The following is an 18,368-nucleotide window of genomic DNA, read 5'->3' on the forward strand; positions in this document are numbered from 1 at the left end:
GAAAAGAAAAGGAATGAGACAGGTGGCCAGTAATCAAAACTATCAGTTCACATTAACAATTAAACATACGGACTATATTGTCAGGGATCACCGGGTGCATGGCACCCGGATTATACCCGGTGTCACATTTTTAGATATGATATACCGTATGGCGCTGAGCAAAGGTTTGCCTATTGAAGAACTCGAGTGTCAGAATATTTTGTATTTGGAACCTGTAGCAACATCGAATACCTTTGACAGAGAAATCCGCATCCGTTTTCAGGGATTGGAACAGGGATGGGAAATTCAGGCGAAGAGCAGAAAGGTAAAAGATGACCGCATCCTGGATGAAAGCTGGGATGAGAATATGACCTGCAGGCTCATGCAGAAATTCCCGGAAAGCATGAGTTCAATTCATATCGATGAAATCAAACATGCCTCCGTCCGTGAAGCCGATATGGAGATATGTTATGACTATTTAAAAAAGGTTGATATAGAGCATTTTGAATTTATGAAGAGTCTGGGGAAGGTTTATGCGTCTGATCATTCTGTACTTGCAGAGTTGTCGCTCAGCCAAATTGCCAATCAATATACCGGCTATTTTCAATTGCATCCCACTTTTCTTGATGCGTCTACCATCATATCGATCCTTTATCAGGCATGTCCCGAATATTTTACACAAGGATCTCCGGCAAGCCGGATGAAAACGTATATTCCCATTCATATTGAATCTTTCCGTATGACGAAGCGCCTGGAAGACAGGTGTTATGTGTACATAGAGAAGCAAGACCAAAATCATGATTCAGGGGATGTCATCCAAGTAAGCTACGGTTTGTACGATGCATACGGGGAGATGATCGCTTATTTTACGCGGCTGTCTGTGAAACATATTCGCTCAAAAGATTTAATTGAAAACCTAAAGCAGACTCGTTTGGAAACTGAAGCGGCTTCTCAGCCAAAAGACAGCCTGATCAGAAAAGATTCAATCATAAATCGAAGCGAAAGCATTGAGACACACCTTAAAGAATTAATATCCGGGGTTTCAAATATAGATCTGCGTGACATAAGGACAGACATTGGTTTTTATGAACAGGGCCTGGATTCAGCTTCTTTGCTTGCCATTGTCAAAGAACTTGAAAACAAAACAGGGGAACAGCTGTATCCTACACTCCTGTTTGAGCAGAAAACGATCCGGGAACTCGCCGCGTATATTAAAGAAAATCAAAAAATGTCCAGTTATTTCTTAACGCGAAATCAATCAGCTGAAAAGCCTGACATGAAAGAAAGTATGAACGAAAATCTTTCCGCTCTTATAACAGAAGGAGACATTCAGCAGCTGATCGCAGATATCAAAGGGACTGCCCCTGAAACACTCTCTGTGGTAAAAGGTTTTTATGAACAAGGCCTCGATTCCGTAACACTTGTGCAAGCCGTAAAGGCATTGGAAGAGAAAACAGGCAGGGAACTGTACCCTACTTTATTGTTTGAGTATCCGACGATTCAAAAACTTGCAAACTATTTTGCAGAGAGCGGCGAAAAAACTTCCGTTGAAAAAGACCTCCCTCTTCATCATGGAGAGAATCATACGGCTCTGACCTATTTAACGCCGCATTGGAGACAAAAGGCTGCCGCTTGGGACCCGAATTGCGGAAATAAAAAGAAAAGAACATGCCTGCTGTTTCAATATGACAGAGAGCTTTTTCATTTTATGCGGGAAAATGCTGAAAATGGATTCGAAAATACACAGATCATTCTCGTTTTATCAGGGAATCGTTTCTCCTATCACGGAGACGGTGTTTATGAGATAGATCACAGGGAGGAAGCTCACTTTGACAGGCTTGCAGCTGATCTGAAAAAAAGGGGGCAAATGCCCGACACCGTGGTTTACGGGTGGCCGGAAGGGTCATTTGCCGGCCCGGAAAAAATAAGTGAACAGCTTTCTAAGGGGGCTTATCCGCTATTCTTTTTCAGCCGGGCATTGATGCGCAGCAAGACGGAAAAAAAGGTTGTATCGCTTTTCCTTTATCCGGCGGACCATAAAAATGATCAGCCGCTTTACGCTTCAGTCCATGGCGCAGGGCAGTCTATTGTGCTTGAGAACCCGAAACTGGCCCTTAAGACAATCGGGATATCAGTTTCAGACAAGTCATCGTTGACGGAACTTACAGCTGAAATCATCAGAGTCGAATCTACGGAAGCTCATCCGGGAGAAACCGATCTTTATTATGAAGGAAATGTGCGCTGGGTCCGTGCCTTACGGGAAGCGGAACCGGCTCCAAACTCAGATTTCTCCTTTAAAGAAAACGGAGTATACATGATTACAGGAGGGGCCGGCGGCTTAGGCCTTATATTTGCTGAACATATCGCAGCCCAAACGAAAGCCAATATTATTTTAGCGGGCCGTTCTGAACTTACGGAAGACAAAAAGAACAAAATCAGCCGAATGAAAGCAGGCGGTTCTTCGGTTCAATATATAAGAGGTGATTTTTCAGATAGCCGTGATGCAGAGCGAATCATAAAAACCATTAAAAGGCAATTCGGAGAAATCAACGGTGTGATACACAGTGCCGGTGTGACGCACGACGCTTTATTGATTCAAAAATCAAAAGATGAAATTCAGGAAGTAATCGCTCCGAAAATAAATGGGACGGTCTTATTGGACAGCTTGCTGCAAACCGAACCTTTGGACTTCTTTGTGATGTTTTCATCAAGCACCTCGATGTACGGGAATATCGGACAGACGGATTACGCATTGGCCAACCGGTTCATCGATCTTTTCGCTGAGTGGCGTGAAGGAATGAGGCGGAAAAAAGAACGCTCCGGCGTCTCAGTAGCCATCGGCTGGCCGCTATGGGAAGACGGCGGCATGAAAGTGGATAAACAAACTGAAAAATGGATGAAACAAAAAATCGGTATGGTTCCTCTTAGTAAAACCAATGGGATCAAAGCTTTTCAAGATTCACTCTCTCTGAACGCATCACAGCTGATCGTGTTTGAAGGTGACAAAGAAAAATTGGAATCTGCACTTCAAGATACCTTCATAGAGGATGAAAACTGCGAGATCCAAATAAATGAGAAAGCTGATACAAGGCATGAGGACATTGCCATTATCGGATTAAGCGGAAAGTATCCGATGGCTGAAGACTTACCTGAATTTTGGGAGAATTTAAAGAGCGGAAAAGATTGTATTACAGAAATCCCGCCTGACCGCTGGAATATGGATGATTTCTTCAGCGAAGACAGAGATATGAAAGGGAAGTCTTACAGCAAGTGGGGAGGTTTTATCAGCGGAGCCGATCAATTTGATCCGCTTTTCTTTCATATTTCCCCAAGGGAAGCAGAACTTATGGATCCCCAGGAAAGGCTCTTTTTAGAAACGGCCAAACATTGTTTTGAAGACTCAGGGTACCCGAGAAACATGCTGGAAAAGATGAAAGTCGGTGTATTTGTCGGTGCAATGTGGGGCCAATATCAACTATTTGAAGGAGAAGAAAATGGAGTGGCTTTCTCGCCGGCGTCCGTCTATTCTTCAATTGCCAATCGGGTGTCTTATTATTTTCATTTAAAAGGTCCGAGTTTGGCTCTGGATACAATGTGCTCTTCATCACTGACCTCTATTCATTACGCATGCCAAAGCATACATTGCGGAGAGAGCGATATGGCATTAGCCGGCGGAGTGAATTTGTCAATACATCCGAATAAATATAAGTTCCTCAGTATGGGACAGTTTCTATCAAGTGACGGCAGATGCCGGAGTTTTGGAAAAGACGGAAGCGGTTATGTTCCCGGTGAGGGAGTCGGAGCCGTATTGTTAAAACCATTGAAAAAAGCAATAGAAGATCAAGATCAAATATACGGTGTGATTAAGGGAAGCGCCGTTAACCATGGAGGAAAGACGAGCGGATATTCCATACCGAATCCGGATGCGCAGGCGGAGGTCATTTCAGAAGCGCTTCGTAAAGCTGACATTGATCCGAATACCGTCAATTATATTGAAGCACATGGAACAGGGACGTCATTAGGCGATCCGATTGAAATTCAAGGACTGAAAGATTCCTATCAATTGAACCATCCTTGCGCCATCGGTTCGGTGAAATCAAATATCGGACATTTAGAATCTGCGGCAGGAATCGCTGCGGTAACGAAAGTGCTTCTCCAAATGAAGAATAAGCAGCTTGTTCCTTCTCTGCATTCCGATATTGTTAATCCGTTTATAGATTTTGATCAGGTTCCTTTTCAAGTGCAGCGGAAAGCGGCTGAATGGAATATTCCGCAAAACAGCAATGCTGTTCATCCTTTGAGAGCCGGGGTAAGCGCTTTTGGGGCAGGAGGAACAAACGCGCATCTTATATTGGAAGCGTATGAGCCGCCAAAAGCTTTTGATCATCAAAGCGGCCGAGTGATCTTTGTTTTATCGGCTCAAGACAAACAACGGCTGATAAAATATGCGGAGGTTATGGCTGATTTTCTATCAGAAAATGAATCGAAGGATAACAATGATAAACTGCGTCTTCAGGATATTGCCTATACACTTCAGACGGGACGCGATCATATGGAAGAACGGCTGGCGATAGTGGCAGATTCCGGGCGGGTCATTGCTGAAGAGCTCTCAGCTTATATCAGGGGTGAAAAAAGCAGCTTGAGCTATACCGGTAATACATTCGAATCAGAAGTTCACAATGAAATGCCTCACGTTTGTTCAGATTACGCCGAAGCAGCATCCAAATGGGTAAATGGAAGAAAGATAGATTGGGAGACTTTTGAGGTGAATCGGAATGCTCGCAGGATTTCTATTCCGGGACAACCGCTGATCAAACAGCGGTATTGGATAGCGGAAAAAGGGGAAGCACTTGTTTCAGCGGATATGAGTAAGCCGGGTCACCCTTTCTTGGGGAGTAACACGTCCGATTTTAATCAGTTCAGTTTCACGAAAAAAATCACCCGTAATCATCCGTTCGCACTAAGTCTGTCTGAAGGAAACGTGTCCTTTTTCCCTTATGCATCTTTGGCTGAAATGGCTATCGTCAATGCAGCGGCGGCATTTGGACAACCAGTTCAAACATTGACTGATTTATTGTGGACCGAAAGCATGAACGGAATAACTGATATACGGGAACTGATAATTACGCTGACGCCTGAGCGCGACTTTGCGCGGTTTGACATATATGCAAACACAAAAGATGAGAATAAAGTACGTCTTGCCAGGGGAAATGCGCATATTGTTAAGCCTGAAAGCGGTATGCTTCCTGAAGCGCTTGATATTGCTGAAGTCAAATCAAAAATGACTGAACATCCGGCTGAAGCGCCTTTTGTCATTGAATCAGCGAAAAACAGTGACGGAATGCTGGCGCTTCATTCATTGCCGGATGAGCTTTATGCAAAAAGAGAGAATTTTACGATCTCTCCTGAAGCGCTTGAGTCCGCGATTCAAGCCAGTGCGTTTTTTGTCAGCGGAGAAACCTTCCCGGAATTGATCGGAATGGGAGCGGCGGATGTCTATCACCCTCTCGCTCAAAATTTTTATGTCTATACTCAAAAAGAGAACCGGCAGAACAGCCGTGATGTAACGTGTCATATGACGTTTACAGATAAAAACGGAAGCATTCTGGCAGAGTGCAGAGATGTGAGATTCAGATATGGTCATGAAAAAGACACTGTTCAGACGGACGACGAACTCATTCGTCTCCTGCGTCAATTGGAAACCAATGATATTGATCAGAAGGCTGTATTGAAACAATTAATGGGGGAAGAATGATGAACGGAAAACGTGAACAACTCAGCGATATTCTTGATCTGATTCAAACAGGACAAATGTCGGCTGACGAAGGCTATGCCCGTGTGACATCCATTCAGAATCAAAAATCACGGGCATCGAACCATCCGCTTTTATATTACAAGCCGGAATGGACAGAATCGTTCATTCCGAGTAAGAAGAGCGTACCCTTGACGGGATTGCTCCTGATTTTTGCAGAAAATGAACGGCAAATACAAGAATTGAGCGGTTTGTTTAAGGACTGTACTCTCTTGTTTGTCATCCGCGGAAAAGAATTTGCTGTTTTACATGATGATACGATTTGTATGAACCACGTGAAAAAAGACGATTATCTAAAGCTGTTCCGATACATTCATGATCATTATCAGCTGCCCGAAAAGATTCTTCACTTGTGGTCTGATTCTCAGGCTGACATGAGTAAGGGAGGTATACAGAAACAATTGGAAAACGGATTGTTTTCTCTTCTGTATATTACACAGGCGCTGATTGAACTAAAATGGAAAAAGATAATAAAGCTGACGCATATTTTTCAAACAGAGAATAAAGAACAACTGCCGCTGCATCATGCTCTCGGCGGATTGGTGAAAACCGTTCACCAGGAACACCCCAATTTTCACTATCAGATTATCAATATCACGCAATCAGAGGGTGAGGGAGCCGCTCTTCCAGCGATAGCGGATATATATCAGAGAGAGTGTGACGAAAAACGGGATATCCATTTTGAAGTGCGCTATGAAAACGGGAGACGTTTTACGAAAAGCTATAATAAAGCCGGCTCATTCGATTTAACCCAGCCGCTGAAACATCATGGGAACTATCTGATTACAGGAGGCCTGGGCGGTCTCGGTTATATTCTGGCAAAACATCTGTCGGAACAATGGAAAGCGAATCTCATATTGACAGGGCGCTCTGATTTAACTGAAGAGCAGGAGAAAAAGATCGAATATTTAAGAAGTTCAGGTTCAACAGTTGAATATATCCGATCTGATGTTTCAAAACAAAGTGATGCTGAACGGATGTTTGCTTTTGCAAAAGAGCAGTTCGGCACCTTACATGGAGTATTTCACAGTGCCGGCGTACTCCGTGACTCTTTTATCTTAAGAAAGACAAAAGAAGAAATTAATCAAGTCACGGGTTCAAAAGTTTATGGCACGCTGTGGCTGGCGGAAGAAATCAAAAAAATGAAAGTTGAATTACTTGTCTTGTTTTCATCCACATCGGCAGTCTTCGGCTCAGCCGGCCAATGTGACTATGCTTTCGCCAATGCCTGTTTGGATCAGTATGCAGCAGTTATGACCGCAAAAGAGTCTGCCGGAAGGGTAGTGTCAGTCAATTGGCCGCTATGGACTTCCGGCGGGATGAATATTGACGATGAAGGAATATCCTACATGAAACAGGAACTCGGTCTTGACCCGTTAGATGACGGTGACGGAATACAGGCTCTGGAGAACAGCTTGTGTCAATCATCTGAACAGCTGATTGCCCTGAAAGGCCGTAAAGAAAAGATTGAGGATGTGCTGAAGCGTGCCGGCACAATCAGCTTACATTCAGACCAGCAGGAAGATGCCGATTTGCAAAACGATGAATTAAGACAAAATATCATCAGTTATCTGAAAAATATAATGTCAGAGGAATTGAAATTACCGGCCTCACTCATAGATGAAAAACAATATCTGGAGAAATACGGCATTGATTCAGTGATGATCATGCGTCTGACCAAAAAGCTGGAGCAAAGTATCGGCAGATTGTCGAAAACATTATTTTTTGAATATCATTCAATATCGCAGTTAGCTGAATATTTCCTGAGTCATCACAGCGAACGAATGATGAAACTGCTGAAACCGGCCGGCACATCTGAACTTGTCTCATATCAAAAAAAGCCAAAAAGAAAACCAGTGGAAACAAAAGCGCCGGTACGCTCTGAAGGAGAAGATTCAAAAGAGCACATGGCGGCCGATTCCCTTTCTGCTGATATAGCCATTATCGGTGTCAGCGGCAGGTATCCGGGTGCGGAAAACATCAGGGAGTTCCAGAATGTGCTGATGAATGGACAGGATTGCGTAAGCGAAATTCCCGATGACCGGAAAGAAATGCTGGAGGGAAGCTGCTATAAGTGGGGAGGTTTTCTGAAAAATCCAGACCGGTTTGATCCTTTATTTTTCCGGATATCACCGAAAGAAGCGGCTTTTCTTGATCCTGAGGAACGTCTCTTTTTAGAGACAGTGTACAATACCATAGAGGATGCGGGTTATAAACCTTCAGATCTGACCCGCAAAAAGGTCGGAGTATTTGCAGGCGTCACATATGGAAGCTATCAATTTTTCGGCGTTGAAGAATCACTTAAAGGAAATGAACTGGCCGTCGGGTCTCCATTTTCTGCAATAGCAAACAGAATATCGTATTTCTTTAACTTTAAGGGGCCGAGTATGGCGGTTGATACAATGTGTTCATCCTCTCTTAACGCCATTCACTTAGCCTGTGAAAGTATACGAAGAGGAGAAAGCACACTTGCTGTTGCCGGCGGGGTCAATCTTACGCTTCATCCGAATAAATATACATTATTAAATCAAAGCCGCTTCTTTGCAAGTGATGGCCGATGCCGGACATTCGGCGAGGGCGGTGACGGTTATGTACCGGGAGAAGGAGTGGGATCCGTACTTTTAAAGCCGGCGGCGGAAGCGGTAAGGGACGGAGATCATATTTATGCGCTGATTAAAGCGACAGCGGTCAATCACGGAGGGAGAACAAACGGTTTTACGGTTCCTAATCCAAATGGTCAGTCTGAACTGATACAGGAAGCGCTTCAGAAAGCTTGTATTGACCCTCGTACAATTAGTTATATTGAAGCTCACGGAACGGGAACTTCTCTTGGAGACCCGATTGAGATCACCGGGTTAACAAAAGCGTTTCGGGAATTTACGGAGCACACTCAATATTGTTCCATCGGTTCTGTCAAATCAAATATCGGCCATCTTGAGGCCGCAGCGGGAATTGCCGGTTTGACAAAGGTTCTTTTGCAAATGAAACTGAAAAAACTGTTTCCTTCCATACATGCGGAGACGTTGAATCCAAATATCGATTTTAAAGCATCTCCCTTTTATGTACAGCGGTCATTGCAAGATTGGAAGAAACCAAAACTGCAGGAAAACGGAAAAACAGTAACTGTTCCGAGAAGAGCGGGGATCAGCTCATTCGGAGCGGGAGGAACGAATGTTCATATCATTATAGAAGAATATGAAGAAACAAACGTCTCAACAGAACATGTTGAGAACGAACCGCATATTGTCCTGTTATCTGCCAAAGACAATGAACGTCTTCTTGAGTATGCCGAAAACATGAGAGATTTTATCCAGCGTTCACTAAGTCCTGAAGTAAAGGATAAGCAGCCTGATATGAAAGAAAAGGTGTATGAAGTACTCAAACCGTTTGTTTCGGAATTGCTTCATATCCATCCGGAAGAAATTAATATTGCTGATCACCTGAGTGAATTTGGCGTAGGGCCTTTGGAATTAAGCCGGATGGCGGATTTTATTAACGAAATGTTTCATATTGAACTCACGATGTATGAATTAACTGATTGCCCCTCCATTCAAGCGGTTACTGAATACGTATTGAAGGAATATGCCGGAGCGATAAGAAACCTGTTCCCGAATGAAGTGATGGAAGGCAGCCAATCGGAAAGCGTCGTTTTACGGGATCTGGCATACACTACACAATCGGGCAGAGAAGCGATGGAGGCCAGAGCGGCGATTATCGGTACCTCTCTTAAAGAAATGAAAGATAAATTATTTGAGTTTTGCCGCGGTGACAAGCAAGTTCCAGGCGTATATGTTAATCAGCAATCAGCAGATGCATTTGCTGAAAAAATGAAGGCGTTAACGGAAGGCAGAGCAGGTGAATTGTTTGTAAAGACCATTATTGAGAACGGTGAAGAGGAAAAGCTGGCTCAATTATGGGTTTGGGGGGCGGATATCGATTGGAAATCCGTTCATCAACATTTACAGCAGCCGGGTAAACGGATCTCAATTCCGACTTATCCGTTTGCGAAAGAACGTTATTGGGTTCCGTCCAGGACTGAGAAGACAGAGATCCCTCAGCATTCTTTTCAACATCACTTGCAAAAAAAATGGAGGGAGAATCCGTTTGTAAATCCATCCGAAACAAAAGAGTACGGACTGACAGTAGCATTTGTAAATCAAGACACAGAATCAATTGCCCGCACCATTTGTTCGGATATAGATCAGGAGAATCTGATTGTCATAAAACATCACTCTTCATTTATAAAACACTCTGATCAAATGTTTGGGTGTTCTTTATTAGATGAAAACCACGCATACGACGTTATCCGTGAGATCTTCTCGGGCGGTGAGCGGCAGGTCGAAAATATATTTGATTTCTCAGATATCGGAAACCAGAGTGAAAATCAGAACGGCATCCCATATGGTAAATTCTTATTTATACAAGAAATAATTAAGAGGAGTAAAAAGGAAACACCATTATCCATTTTACAAATCACCAATGGCTTGCAGGTATTTAAAGCGGAAAAACCAAAGCTGACGGGGGCAGAATCAGCGGCTTTTCTGAAAGCCCTTTCTGCGGAATACGGCTTTGTTCATGTGAAAACAATAGATATAGACAGCATGAAAGAAACGCATGAGCTGAAACAAATCTTTGAGAATGAAAGGGCGCAATGTACCGGAGAGAATGAAGTATGCTACCGCGGCGGCGTCAGATATGTTCCGTATTTTGAAGAAGAAAGAATCCATACCGGCGAGCCTGTTTCATTTCCTGTGGATAAAGCCATCGTGATTACCGGCGGGACAGGGGGCATTGGCAGAGCAATAGCTGAAGATTTGGTGAAACGGGGAGTAAAAAAACTCGTGCTGACGGGTACGCGTCCATTACCTTTGCGAAGTGAATGGGATCATTTGCTGAAAGAGGGCAGACAGGACGAAAAGACAGTCAGCAATATCAAACTGTTTCAAAGTTTTGAAGAGAAAGGTGTCAACTATCTGTATTACAGCGGTTCTCTCACAAATGAAGAGAAGCTGCGTTCATTCTTTCACCAAGTAAGCCTTGAATTTAAAGATATAAGCGGTGTTATACACTGTGCCGGACTGCACAGCGGCGGAAATCCGGCCTTTATTCATAAAAGAATGAGTGAATTTAGGACGGTGTACGGGCCGAAAGTCACTGGACTTCAGAATTTGGAGCGGATTTTTAATAATAGGCCGCTGGATTTCTTTATTCTATTTTCATCAATTGCTGCACAGTCACCCAAACTGTCGAAAGGAATGACTGATTACGCGTCTGCAAACGCATATATGGACTATTTCGCGGCTTATCATTTTCAAAAGGGGAGAACGTATTTCACGTCCATCAATTGGCCGAGCTGGAAAGAAGTCGGAATGGGTACTGTGACGAGTCCTTTATATGATGAATTGGGATTGGACTCTCTTTCCACACGGGAAGGACTGGCGATTTTGTATCATGCACTGGAGAGAAAATCGGCCAATATCATTCCTATCGTGAAAAAAGGAACAGTGTTTCATGCAGACAGTCTCCTGAACATCAATAAAACCGGCGGAGCTTCGGTTCCAGTCCGAAGACAGGAGACTCCCGACACTTTTGATCGTTCAGAAGGGCTTGTCAGTGAACTTTCTGCCGTATTTGCCGAGGAATTGAGCATGCCCCTTGAAAAGCTTAACCCAAATACGGATTTTCAGGAATACGGTGTAGATTCTATACTTCTTGTCAGCATTATACATCGTATAGAAGCAATGATTCAGAAAAAAATTGACCCTACTGTGCTTCTTGAACACAACACGATTCATGGTCTTGCGGAATATATCGGTAAGACGGCGCCGCCGTTGAAAAAACAAATCGAACAGACTGATTCTCAAAGCAGCAATCAGCAAGATATGCAGTCTGTGACGAGCCGAAATACAGAACTTCAGACGGCTTCCTCTGCAAAGATAGCTGTTATCGGAATCGGATGTAAGTTCCCTGGAGCGGCTGATAAAGAGGAATTTTGGGACAATCTGAGAAAAGGAAAGAATCATATTAAAGAAGTACCTGATTCCCGGTGGAATATAGAAGAAAATTACTCTCCGGTGCAGCAAAAGGGAAAAAGCATCAGCAAATGGGGAGGGTTTATCAATGGAATCGGCAGCTTCGATCCGGAGTATTTCCGCATGGAAGAGGAGAAAGCCATCCAAACGGACCCGCTGATAAGACATTTCTTAGAAACGAGTGTACAGACTGTACGGGATGCCGGTTATGAAGAAACGGAATTATCGGGAAAAAAAGTCGGCGTATTTGTCGGTTCCAGAATGGGCGGCTACGGTCACAAACTGCCGAAAGAAAGCAGCAGCCACATCGTCGGGCTTAGTCAAAACTTTATTGCTTCACATGTGTCGCATTTCTTTAATTTTCACGGTCCAAGCATGGTTTCTGATACCGCTTGTTCTTCTTCATTAGTCAGCATTCATTTAGCCTGCCAAAGCATAAAAAACGGTGATTCAGAGATGGCGCTGGCAGGAGGGGCGGATCTGCTTTTGGATGAAATTCCTTACCTGATGTTAACAGAAGGAGGAGCCCTTTCGCCGGACGGTCAGTGTTTTACTTTTGATGAAAGGGCAAACGGCTTTGTACCCGGAGAGGGTTTTGGCGCTGTTCTGTTAAAACCGCTGGAAAAAGCAAAAGCAGACGGAGATCGGATATACGGTATCATTGAAGCATCAGCTATTAATAACGACGGTGCGACAATGGGAATCACGACCCCGAATCCTAAGCTTCAAGAGCAGGTTATTCAAGATGCATTTGAAAAAGCCGATATCACTCCCGGATCAGTCAGCTACGTCGAAACTCACGGCACAGGCACGATGATTGGAGATCCGATTGAGCTTCAGGCTCTGACAAAAGTATTCCGAAGAGACACAAACAAAACGCAATTTTGCGGAGTAGGAAGTGTAAAAACCAATATCGGACACTTATTAAGCGCTGCCGGAGCGGCAAGTTTCATTAAAGTGATTTTATCAATATGGCATAAGGAAATTCCGCCTACATTGAATTGTGAAACGCCAAATCCCCGCTTTGAATTTGAAAAGTCGCCTTTTTATCCGAATACAGAGCTGAGAAGCTGGAAGGATGGAAAACGGAGGGCGGGCATCAGCGCTTTCGGTTTTGGCGGAACAAACGCCCACCTTTTGGTAAGCGGCCTGGATGATTCATATCATTCCGTCAGAACTCCGCTGCCGCCTGCCGAGTTTGTCAGAAAAGAGTACTGGCCGGATTCAAATCGGAAAAAACAAATCAAACAGAATAAAAAACGGCTTCTTGAAATTATTGATGAAACAGAGTAGCACCTGCTCTGTTTCTTTACTTTGTAAAAGAAGAAAGGTTGTCGAGTTGCATGAGGTTCAGCGTATTAGTCAAACATGACGATTATATTGTTTCAGACCATGTCCTTCATCAAGTGCGTACGATACCCGGCGTAACGTATCTGGATTTAATAACACGATTTTTAGCTGAGAAAGGGATATCACCCCGAAGTTTTGAAATCAAACATGTTTTATTCCGTGAACCTGTTGCGACGTCAGTCCATTTTGATAAAAAAGTCACCTTCCAGTTTACGGAACAAGAAAACGGCTGGCTTGTTGAAACAACAAGCAGGAAATGGGTCGCTGAAATGGCGGAAGGTGAAGCGTCAGTTAACTTGCAGGCGGAAATCATAAGAAAAAATGCGATAAACGAAAAGACAATTTCAATCGAAGAATTAAAGAAAGGGGCCGTCCGGACTTCGGATGCTGAATCCGCCTATCGTAATTTGCGCAGGGGCGGCCTGATTCATAAAGATTTTATGAAATTGGAAGGTACGGTATATGAAGGTGAAAATTATATTCTGGGAGAGGTCAGTTTAAGCGGACTTTCAAAAGAATATACAGATGACTTTTACATGCATCCCGCATTTTTGGATGGGTCTCTCAGCTTGTTGGGAATCCTTACATCAGACTTGCCGGATGAAGGAACAAATGCGTTTATCCCTATATATATTGAGACATTCCGGGCACTGCATAAAACAACTGGGTCTTGTTTTGTGTATATTAATAAAACCAGTATAACGCAGCCGCCTTCTAAAGACATTTTATATGCGGACATAGAAGTATACAGGCCTGATGGAGAGCTTGCTTTTTATTATGAGCGATTCGGTGTGAAAAGAGTCAGAAATGAAAAATCAATACAAAGGCTGGAGCATTCCCAAAAAGCTAAAGAGGTCGGCAGCGTAGCGAACAATAAAGAAATGATCAGAAATAATTTGATCCAAGAGATAGCCGGCATGATTGAAAAACCTGCTGAAACAGTGAAGAATGATAGTTCCTTTTACGAGATGGGCTTGGATTCTAAACAATTATTAGACTTATCCAAAAAATTAGAACTGATGTTAGGTTCAAAGCTGTACCCGACTTTATTATTTGATTACTCCACAATCGGTGAATTGACGGAATTTCTGCAGGAGAAATACGGAGCTGACATTACAGACTCTATCTCTGATACAGTTCAGCACCAAGACAGTCATAAAACATTAACAGATGAGCTGTCATCCATTATTGGAGAGGTTACAAACACACCGCCAAATAAAGCGGACAAACACCAATCTTTTTACGAACTGGGTCTTGACTCAAAACAGCTGCTGCATATATCGAAAATGCTCGAGGAAAGATTGGATACACAATTGTATCCGACATTGCTTTTTGATTATAACAATATTCATGATTTAGCGGCTTATTTAGAAGAAAAATATGATGTGCGTAATACGCCGGCCGCAGCTTTTAAAGAAAAAACGCAAACGAAAAAGCCGTCTGAAAAGCCGGTGCTTGATTCCTTGTATTTACAAAAAGAATGGATAGAATCGCCATTAAAGTCCGGAGAAGTACCTAAGGAAAATACATTGATTTTCGATTTCGACAGTTCATTGAGTGATGAAATCCGTAAGTACATCGGCAGTGAAAATGTTATTTATGCGGAAGCCGCCGCTGAATATGAAATAGTAAATGAAAAGCATTATAAATTTAATCCGGAGCAGTCTGCTCATTACACCAGACTGTTAGAAGATATGAAAAAGTCCGGAGCATTTCCGGCGTCAATCATTCATTACCTGTCAAAAAAAGCTTATACTGAGGCAGCGTTAGATTTGACTCACAGCTTTTATTCAATCCTTTATTTAAGCAAAGCGTTGATCCGTCAAAAAACAAAAGAAAACATCAACATTTTGTACGTACATGACAAGGGTCAATATACAAATCCGGTTTACGCCGCGATTGGAGGCTTTTTTAAAACGCTGAATGCGGAGCAGCCGAATATAAAGTGTAAAACGGTTGAGATTTCTTCAAGACAAACCATTGAAAAAGCACCTTTGCTTCTCAATGAATTAAGTGCCGGACATCATCAGGCTGTGAAATATGACGGCGATCAAAAAAGGCGGGTGACAGCATACAAAGACGCTTCGCTGCAAACAGGACAAAAGGCCGCAAAGTTTGCAAAAAACGGGGTGTATCTCATCATCGGAGGATTAAGCGGCATCGGCTGGATTATTTCAGCGTTTCTTTATGCAAATCACGGAGCCAGCGTTATCATTGCCGGGCGATCGAAAATGACAGCAGACATGGAAGAAAAATTAGACAGCATCCGATATGACGGGGCAAGCATTTCTTATATCCAGGCTGACATGTCAGATAAGCAGCAGGTCATCAAGTTAGCGGAAAAAATTCGTGCTGATTTTTCCGAAATCAACGGGGTCATTTACAGTGCAGGCGTGTTAAAAGACTCTCTCATTATGAATAAAACAGACGCGGAAGCTCAAGCGGTGCTGCAATCAAAGGTCAATGGTGTGATTCATTTGGATGAAGCGCTCAGAGATATGCCTTTAGACTTTTTTGTTTTGTTTTCTTCCATCTCCTCAGAAATCGGAAGTCTGGGTCAAGCCGATTACGCTTACGCCAATCGTTTTCTGGAGCATTTTGCCGAGTGGAGGGAATGTATGAGAAAGGCGGGGGGAAGATCAGGAAAAACCATCGCTGTAAATTGGCCTTTCTGGAAAGACGGAGGCATGTCAGTTGATCCCGGCATTCAAGATATTATGAAAAGGGAGTACGGACTTCACCCATTAGAAAATACTGCCGGAATCAAAGCTTTTGAACACTCGCTTCTCGGCCGAGGCCACCAGCTGATCGTGTTATACGGAGAAAAAGAAAAAATACAAAACGATTTCAAGCCGTTATCCGCCCGTTCAGCACCGCCTCTGGTAAGAGATTCAGCGATTGCAGCCGATTTTGATGCTTCGTCAGTCGTTACGGAAGAAGCCGAGAGTCCTTTCCGAATACTCGGCACGGCTTCCAATCGTCATCTCGACGATTATTTGCATTATTGGAGCAGACTGAAGAAAGGAGCCCTTCAGCACAATCAAAGCGATGCCGCAAAAAAACTCATCGCTTTTTACCAGACAGAAGAAACGGAAACCGTTCATTTTCTGGCAAACACAGAAAATGCCCGGCATATGGAAATATTGATGAGCGGTAAGGGTGAAACAATTTTACTGATTTGCGGTTTTGCTACCACTGCTTACATGTGGAAAGAACAAATGAAGGAGTGGGCAGATCAATTTAATGTAATTGTCATACACACACCGGGTTACGGGCTGAGTGAGGGGAGCGCCGATTTTACACTGAGCGGGCTGGCTCAGACTTTTATCGAAGTGCTGAACGAGATAGGGGTTGCTTGGCCGATCCACATTGCGGCAGCTTCTTGGGGAGGCATGATAGGGCAGAGGATAGCCTATGAATACCCTGAAAAAGTAAAAACGCTCATTCTTTCCGGAAGTTACACCGCATACGAAGAAGACCCTGAAAGCAGTGTCGAGGAAAAACTGAAAAATGATTTTATAGCTATAGGAAAGTCGCATGAATATGAAAGTTTATACAGTAATCAATTCTTAAATGCTTCTATTGAACGTTTTATGAAGATACATCAACAAGAAGGCTATTCTACGATCGGCTTTTTAAAAGACATTCATACAAGAACGCTTATCCTTACGGGTGAGAAGGAAAGCGTAGTTGATCAGAAAGAAACAAAAAGGCTGCAGAAACTGCTGAGCAATGCAGAATTAAAGAAAATTAAGGGAGCGGGGCATCTTCCGAACATCACACATCCGGAAGAATTTAATAAAGCGGTGTCAGAATTCATCAAGAAATCAGTAAGTAAGGGATGAAAACGATACATACAGTACAGGGGGAGAAAACAATGAAACAAACATTAAGCAATCCGGCATTTGATATGAAACAAATTAACGCTCTTAACGGCCATTATCAGACGATGATAGACAATGGAGATCTGCAATGTGCGAGTTATATGATGTCAAGAGGAGGTGAGGTTTTTGCAGCTGAGTCGTTAGGGGAATTTACCGGCGGACAAAAAGAAAAGCAAACATTTCAGCTTGATACAATCAGAGAAATCGGTTCTTTGACAAAAGTGTTTACCGCTGTAGCCGTCATGCAGCTCGTCGAAAAAGGTTTGCTCGATCTGAAAATGCCGGTCAAGCTCATTTTGCCAGCGTTTGATAAACCGGGTTTCGGAGAAATTAAAATTTTGCACCTTTTGACTCATACGGCGGGATTAAGTTTTGAGCTGGATATTCAAAAGGCTGAAGGCATTGACTTAACGAATGAGGAAGAATGGATAAACTATCTGGTTCGTACGCCTTTGGAGTACGGAGTGGATGAAGCATGGAACTATTCCAGAACCGGCTTTGTTATACTTGGCATCATTATTTCAAAAGTAACAGGCGTATCCTACGAACAGTATGTAACAAAGCATATTATTGAAGCGCTCGGATTAGAAAGAACGTATTTTTATGTGCCTGATGCTTTAAAAGAAGAAGTTTGTGTGATCAATGAGCACGAGTGCGTACAGCTGGAAAAAAGTCATCACCCGTATTTTCCGAATAAAGCGACAAGCGGTCTGTACTCTTCATTGCGAGATATTTGGAAGTTAGCTGAAATGTTTAGAAATAAAGGCAGATTGAAAGATAAGAAGCTGCTTGGAAGAAAAACAGTCGAAGCGATGCTGAGAAATCAAATAAAGCCCGGTCTTCCTTTTTACTTCTTCGGAGCGCCCAGAGAGGAAGGCGGCTTTGGTTTAGGCATTAATTTGTGGCCGGCCGGTGACCATTATTTCATGACAGAAGGCACCTTCTCACATCTTGGAATGGGGTGGTGCGGCATGTTTTCTGATCCAGCCGAAGATTTTACGTATGTATTTTTCACTCCGATTTCCGAGTTTCATCCTCATGCCGTGCTGACGCCGCTGAATATCGTGTGGGCGGGTATTGAATAATTAGACAAAAGCATCGTCCCGTCTGTTCGGCAGGCGGGGCGATTGCTAACTGCCCGTTTTTATCCCGCGGCATCTTTTCAAAGCCCGCCCCAAAGTTAAATAACTTAATTTACACTTTGTAATTTTTTTTAATTATAGTACAGTAGAGCATTTTTATAATACAGTTTAAAGTCTTTTATAGTACAGTTTGGCGCAATATGATCTTATGTTTTATAAGCGGTTTCAA

4 protein-coding genes are annotated in these 18,368 nt (G+C 43.1%); all 4 read left to right on the forward strand.

What is annotated here, in order from left to right; all coding sequences use genetic code 11:
* Positions 1-22: 22 nt before the first annotated feature.
* Genes JNUCC21_RS07690 through JNUCC21_RS07705 form a run of 4 tightly spaced genes read left to right on the forward strand, consistent with a single transcriptional unit; the run spans position 23 to position 18,142 of the window.
* Entirely contained in the window at positions 23-5,734 is a 5,712-nt protein-coding gene (locus tag JNUCC21_RS07690) for an SDR family NAD(P)-dependent oxidoreductase (protein ID WP_369878717.1), read from the forward strand.
* Positions 5,734-13,116, forward strand: coding sequence for an SDR family NAD(P)-dependent oxidoreductase (locus JNUCC21_RS07695; RefSeq protein ID WP_369878718.1), 7,383 nt, complete (start codon positions 5,734-5,736; stop codon positions 13,114-13,116). Before JNUCC21_RS07690 ends, JNUCC21_RS07695 begins: the two co-directional genes overlap by 1 nt.
* 50 nt (positions 13,117-13,166) lie before the next feature.
* Positions 13,167-17,018 carry an alpha/beta fold hydrolase gene (locus JNUCC21_RS07700; RefSeq protein ID WP_369878719.1) on the forward strand — a complete coding sequence of 1,284 codons (3,852 nt, stop codon included), beginning with the start codon at positions 13,167-13,169 and terminating at the stop codon, positions 17,016-17,018.
* 32 nt (positions 17,019-17,050) lie between these two features.
* Positions 17,051-18,142, forward strand: coding sequence for a serine hydrolase (locus JNUCC21_RS07705; protein WP_082997962.1), 1,092 nt, complete (start codon positions 17,051-17,053; stop codon positions 18,140-18,142).
* Positions 18,143-18,368 lie beyond the last annotated feature (226 nt).

Source organism: Bacillus sp. JNUCC-21 (assembly GCF_041222765.1).
Taxonomy (GTDB): domain Bacteria; phylum Bacillota; class Bacilli; order Bacillales; family Bacillaceae; genus Bacillus; species Bacillus velezensis.